This window comes from Streptomyces lancefieldiae, assembly GCF_031845825.1.
Classification (GTDB): Bacteria; Actinomycetota; Actinomycetes; order Streptomycetales; family Streptomycetaceae; genus Streptomyces; species Streptomyces lancefieldiae.
In genome coordinates this window covers 1-4,298 of record NZ_JAVRFH010000143.1, presented here as the reverse complement: position 1 = coordinate 4,298, position 4,298 = coordinate 1, and the positions used below count along the sequence as shown (strand labels likewise).

Here is a 4,298-nt window from a genome sequence, read left to right as displayed (position 1 = left end):
CAAGCCCAGCCGCAGTGCCTGATCCCCGCCGGGGCGCTGCGGCGACTGCCCGACACGCTCGCGGCGCGCGTTCCTGGCGTGGTGGTCGCCCGTCACCGTCACGCCTTGAGGTAGCCGAGTTCCGCATCGGGCCGGCAGGCCCCGCACGCCCTGACCCCGTCGGCGAGCGCCCGCAGTGCGTCATAGCGGCTGATGCCCCGGCTGCGTTTGCCTGCGTTCCAGCAGCCGCCGACGTGGATCTGGACTGGGGGCGCGTCCCGGTTCAGGCCCTGTTCCAAGAGCCACTCGGGGGCAGGCGGCGGCGCAGGGCGGTGATGCCGGCGGTGGCGCGGCAAGCGCTTGTTGGTGGTGTTCCTGGCGTTCTGCGTGTGCACGAGGTTGGGGGTTGTGCCCGCGCCTGTCTCGCAGCGGTCAGGGGTCCTGGTCGGGCCGCTGTGGGCTGGTTGTCGGGTGTGGGCTGCGCGTCGTTGTCCGTCGGGGTTGTACGTCGACAGGACGGGGTGCATGGCTGCCCGGTGCGCATATATCTATGTCTATTTGTGATCGCGCAATTGCATGTTCCTGGTCGTGCTACGTCCCGCCTGTGACCAGATGAGTCATGGTGTGGAGCATGTTGTTGCGTTCAATGTCTTTCTGCCTGCTCGGTGTGATCGTTTTAGAGGCGATCGGGTGACATGAATGTCAGAAGTGGCTCGGGTTCGGAACCCGGTCGCGCGAGAACGCGGCCTGAGTGGCGTCCGCCTGGTCATCTCCGACAGCCACAGCGGCCTGGTCAAAGCGATCCGCAAGGTCATGCTCGGCGCCGCCTGGCAAAGGTGTCGTGTTCACTGAAGCCGTAAAGAAGCAACTTGTCGGTGTGTCGGTTTACTCGTCCGCGGCGGCGAGGAGATCGGAGGCTGTGCGGTAGCGGGTGGCGGCCGGAGGCGGGAGGAGTTCGGCTTCCGCAAGCAGGGGCCGGATCTCGCGGACGACGTTCCCGATCGAGGACCTGCTCACGTCCCCCAGCGCGTCGGCAAGGACGTCCAGGGTGCACAGTTTCCGCAGGTAGAGGATGGCGACCACGACCCGCTCTCTGTCACCGAGCTTCTGAGGGAAGACGCCGCCGCGGCTGCCCGGCTGGCGATCGGCGCCCCGGCGCTGGTGGGAGGCCCGTTCAACCTGGGCGATCTGGCGTGGGGCGAGCCGACGAGTGAGCTCATCCAGCTCCGCGCGGGACATGCCGGTAAGCCGCGGATGGGACAGGTTCTCCATGATCCGGGTGCGTGGCGGGGTCTGGTCGGTGTCGAGGAAGGCAATCAGCGCGTCCGCCGTGGTGAAGCGGGTAGGCGCGTATCCGGGCTGGTGGCCGTGGTCCTCCAGGACCCGGCGGGTCTCGGCGACGAGGTGGCCGACGCATTCGGGGGTGACCTCCAGCATGTCGGCCAGCAGCTTCATCGAGCAGACCTGTCTCTGGTAGAGGAGAGTGAGCAGGACCCGGGCGGCGTCGTCGAACAGCGGCTTGGCTCGCTGATTGCCGGTGGCGCGCCGGGCCCGTCCGCCGCGCTGCTCGCTGTAGCGTTCCTGGGACCGAGCAGCCTGCAGCGGGGCCAACTCGGCCCGCAGATAGGCGAGTTCCTTGCCACTCACCCCGGTCAGGCGGGGGTCCGCCAGGCGGGCGAGAAGCTCCCGGCGCCGGTCGGAGACGCCGTGTGCCTCGCTGGTGGGCAGGGCCTGCGGCGCGGAGGGTGCGGGCAGCAGGGTGTAGTTCCACTGGCCGTGGACCTCGTGCCGGACCAGCGGCAGCGCGGCGAAGCGGTCCCTGCTGATCGCGATGCCGGTGGGGTAGTCACCGGGATCCAGTTGGGCCTCAACGCGCAGACCGGCCCGGGTGCGGGTGGCGGCGATCGTCTCGATGACGACGTCATGGCTGGTCAGCGGCCTGCCACGCCAGTTGTGGGTGATGTGGGAGAACAGCCGGTGCTCGATTTTGTTCCATTTACTTGTACCCGGAGGAAAGTGACACACCATGATCGTCAGTCCGGTTTCGGCGGCCAGAGCAGCCAGTTCGCTCTTCCAGACCCGGTAGCGGTAACCGTTGGAGCCGCCCGCGTCCGAGGTGATCAGCAGCCGTGACGCCTTGGGATAGTCCAGGCTGCCGCGACAGCGCCACCAGCGGCGGATCGACTCGACCGCGAAGACCGACGTGTCGTGGTCGACACCGACGTTGACCCAGCCGGTGTTGCGGGCGATGTCGTAGATCCCGTACGGGATCGCCTGCTGAACGTCCGGGCCGCTGAAGAAGAAGTGATGGTCCTCCACCTCGACCGGCTCACCCCTGGGACGCCACTCGCGGCCGGCCATGGGCAGCCGTCCGATCTGCTCCCGCTTCTTGGTGTCCACGCTGATCACCGGCTCGCCGTCGGCCTGGTGCTGCTTGACCTGCGTGTTGATATAGCGGAACTGAGCATCCCGGTCGGGATGCTGGGAGCCCTCGAGGGTCTTGACGTTCGCCTGCAGACTGAAGCCCTCCCGCTTGAGCAGCCGGCCCACCGTGGGCGCGGAGACCGGGTGCCCTTGCCGGGTCAGCTCTTCAGCCAGGTTCCGCAGCGACTTCGTCGTCCACCGCAACGGCGACTGAGGATCACCCCGCTCGTCCGGCTCGACCAGGCCCAACAAGGCTTTGAGCAGGGCAGGATCGTTGGCCTCGGCCCGCTTGCGGCCTCCGCCTGGCACACGCACCCGGCCGTCCGGCAGCGCCCCGGCCCCCGCTTCCAGCTCCGACACGCCACGACGCACGGTCGTCTCGCTGACCTGCGCGATCCGCGCCACCACCCGTACGCCGCCATGCCCGATAAGCCGGGCCTCGGTGGCCAAGGCCAGTCGTCGCTGCCGCTCGTTCAGATGCGGCAACAACACCGAGAATCTGGAGTGGAGTTGGGAACAGATCTCCTTCGGAACCGCCATACCCTGACAACGAGCCCACACCTGTAAAGCAGCACCTTGATTCTTTACGGCTTCACTTCGTCCGCAACGTCTTCGCCGTAATCCCGAAAGGCTCGGCGGAGATGGTCGCGGCGACGATCCGCACGATCTTCGCCCAGCCCACCGCGGACGCGGTCCGCACCCAGCTCGACACCGTCGCCGACATGCTCGGCCGGCAGTTCCCGAAGGTCAGAGAGATGCTGCTGGAGGCCAAGGAAGATCTGACCGCGTTCGCGGACTTTCCCCACCAACACTGGAAGAAGATCCAGTCCACGAACCCGCTCGAGCGGCTGAAGCGGGAGATCAAACGCCGCACCGACGTCGTCCAGGTCTTCCCGAACCCATCCGCAGTCATCCGCCTGGCCACCGCGGTCCTCGCCGAACTCCACGACGAATGGATCGCCTTCCCCCGACGCTACCTCTCCGACGAAAGCATGGACGCCCTCTACCCCGACGACACAATCGTCCTGCCCGCCACGTCAGACGACTGATCGCCTACACCACGACAAGGGACATGACCGGCGCGGACGTAGTCCCCTCTCGATAAAGCGTTGAACAGGCCATTCGCCCATAGACACGCGGACTGAGGTGACCGAAGATCTGCTTGTGACTGACGACGACATCATCCTGGCTGTCCGCGCGCATGTTGCCGACCAGGAACTGCCCGACCCCGCGACCGCGGATGACGTCCGGGCGGTGGAACAGATGGTGGGCCACCCGATGCCCCGGCTCCTGCGCAGGCTCTACCTCGAAGTCGCCAACGGCGGATTCGGCTCGTGGGAGGCGGTGTCCCTAACAGACACCGGCGACTGGTTCAGCGACTGCGCCGACATCACCGAGGCGTATCACGACTTCGCTGATCCCGAGCACCCCCTACCGCCGGGCATCGTTCCGCTCATGGACCGGGGCTGCGCCATGTGGGCACTGATCGACTTCAAGACGGCCGACGGACAGATGTGGGACTGGGACCCCAACCTCTGCTGCACCGCGCATGCCCTGGCCCCCCTCGAACAGTCACTGACCGAATGGATCACCGACTGGCTGCACGGCACGACACCCGACGGAACGTATCCGCAACGTGAGACAACCAGCAAAAACTGCACCGCACGCTGAAAGGGCCCGAGTCGACATCCGAAGACCGGGGTCGAAGATGCTGCACGGTGAACGAGGCACGCAAACCTGGGATTCCCAGACAGCTCAGGCGGTGACTGGAGCCTCCCCCTGAGTGGTGGACACGCTGATACTGGATCTGCTTGATCCGGAGGAAGCGAGAACACCGCCGATGGCGATGAAGGACTACTCGGACGAGTTCAAGGCCGATGCCGTGGCCATGTTCG

At 66.6% G+C, this 4,298-nt stretch carries 3 protein-coding genes and 2 pseudogenes; 3 read left to right on the top strand and 2 right to left on the bottom strand.

Features of this window, described 5'->3' with window-relative positions; all coding sequences use genetic code 11:
* Nucleotides 1–98: 98 nt before the first annotated feature.
* The gene (locus RM812_RS40805; RefSeq protein WP_311585872.1) at nt 99–374 is read right to left on the bottom strand and encodes a DUF6233 domain-containing protein; all 276 of its coding nucleotides are present in this window, start codon (nt 372–374) and stop codon (nt 99–101) included.
* 340 nt (nt 375–714) lie between these two features.
* On the opposite strand from RM812_RS40805, the pseudogene RM812_RS40800 reads away from it, so the two are divergent.
* Nucleotides 715–828 (top strand): annotated as a pseudogene (locus tag RM812_RS40800) (transposase); the annotation flags it as partial.
* Nucleotides 829–864: 36 nt separating this feature from the next.
* Here RM812_RS40800 and RM812_RS40795 read toward each other — a convergent pair.
* Nucleotides 865–2,943, bottom strand: coding sequence for an ISAzo13 family transposase (locus RM812_RS40795; protein WP_311585870.1), 2,079 nt, complete (start codon nt 2,941–2,943; stop codon nt 865–867).
* 47 nt (nt 2,944–2,990) lie between these two features.
* On the opposite strand from RM812_RS40795, the pseudogene RM812_RS40790 reads away from it, so the two are divergent.
* Both RM812_RS40790 and RM812_RS40785 read left to right on the top strand, forming a co-directional pair.
* A pseudogene (locus RM812_RS40790) lies at nt 2,991–3,452 on the top strand (transposase); the annotation flags it as partial.
* Between the two features lie 97 nt (nt 3,453–3,549).
* On the top strand, nt 3,550–4,074 hold the full coding sequence (locus tag RM812_RS40785; protein ID WP_311585868.1) for an SMI1/KNR4 family protein: 525 nt from the start codon (nt 3,550–3,552) through the stop codon (nt 4,072–4,074).
* Nucleotides 4,075–4,298: the final 224 nt, after the last annotated feature.

Excerpts from the sequence above, each read along its gene's own strand:
- RM812_RS40795 (WP_311585870.1), bottom strand. The coding sequence starts at position 2,943 with ATGGCGGTTCCGAAGGAGATCTGTTCCCAACTCCACTCCAGATTCTCG.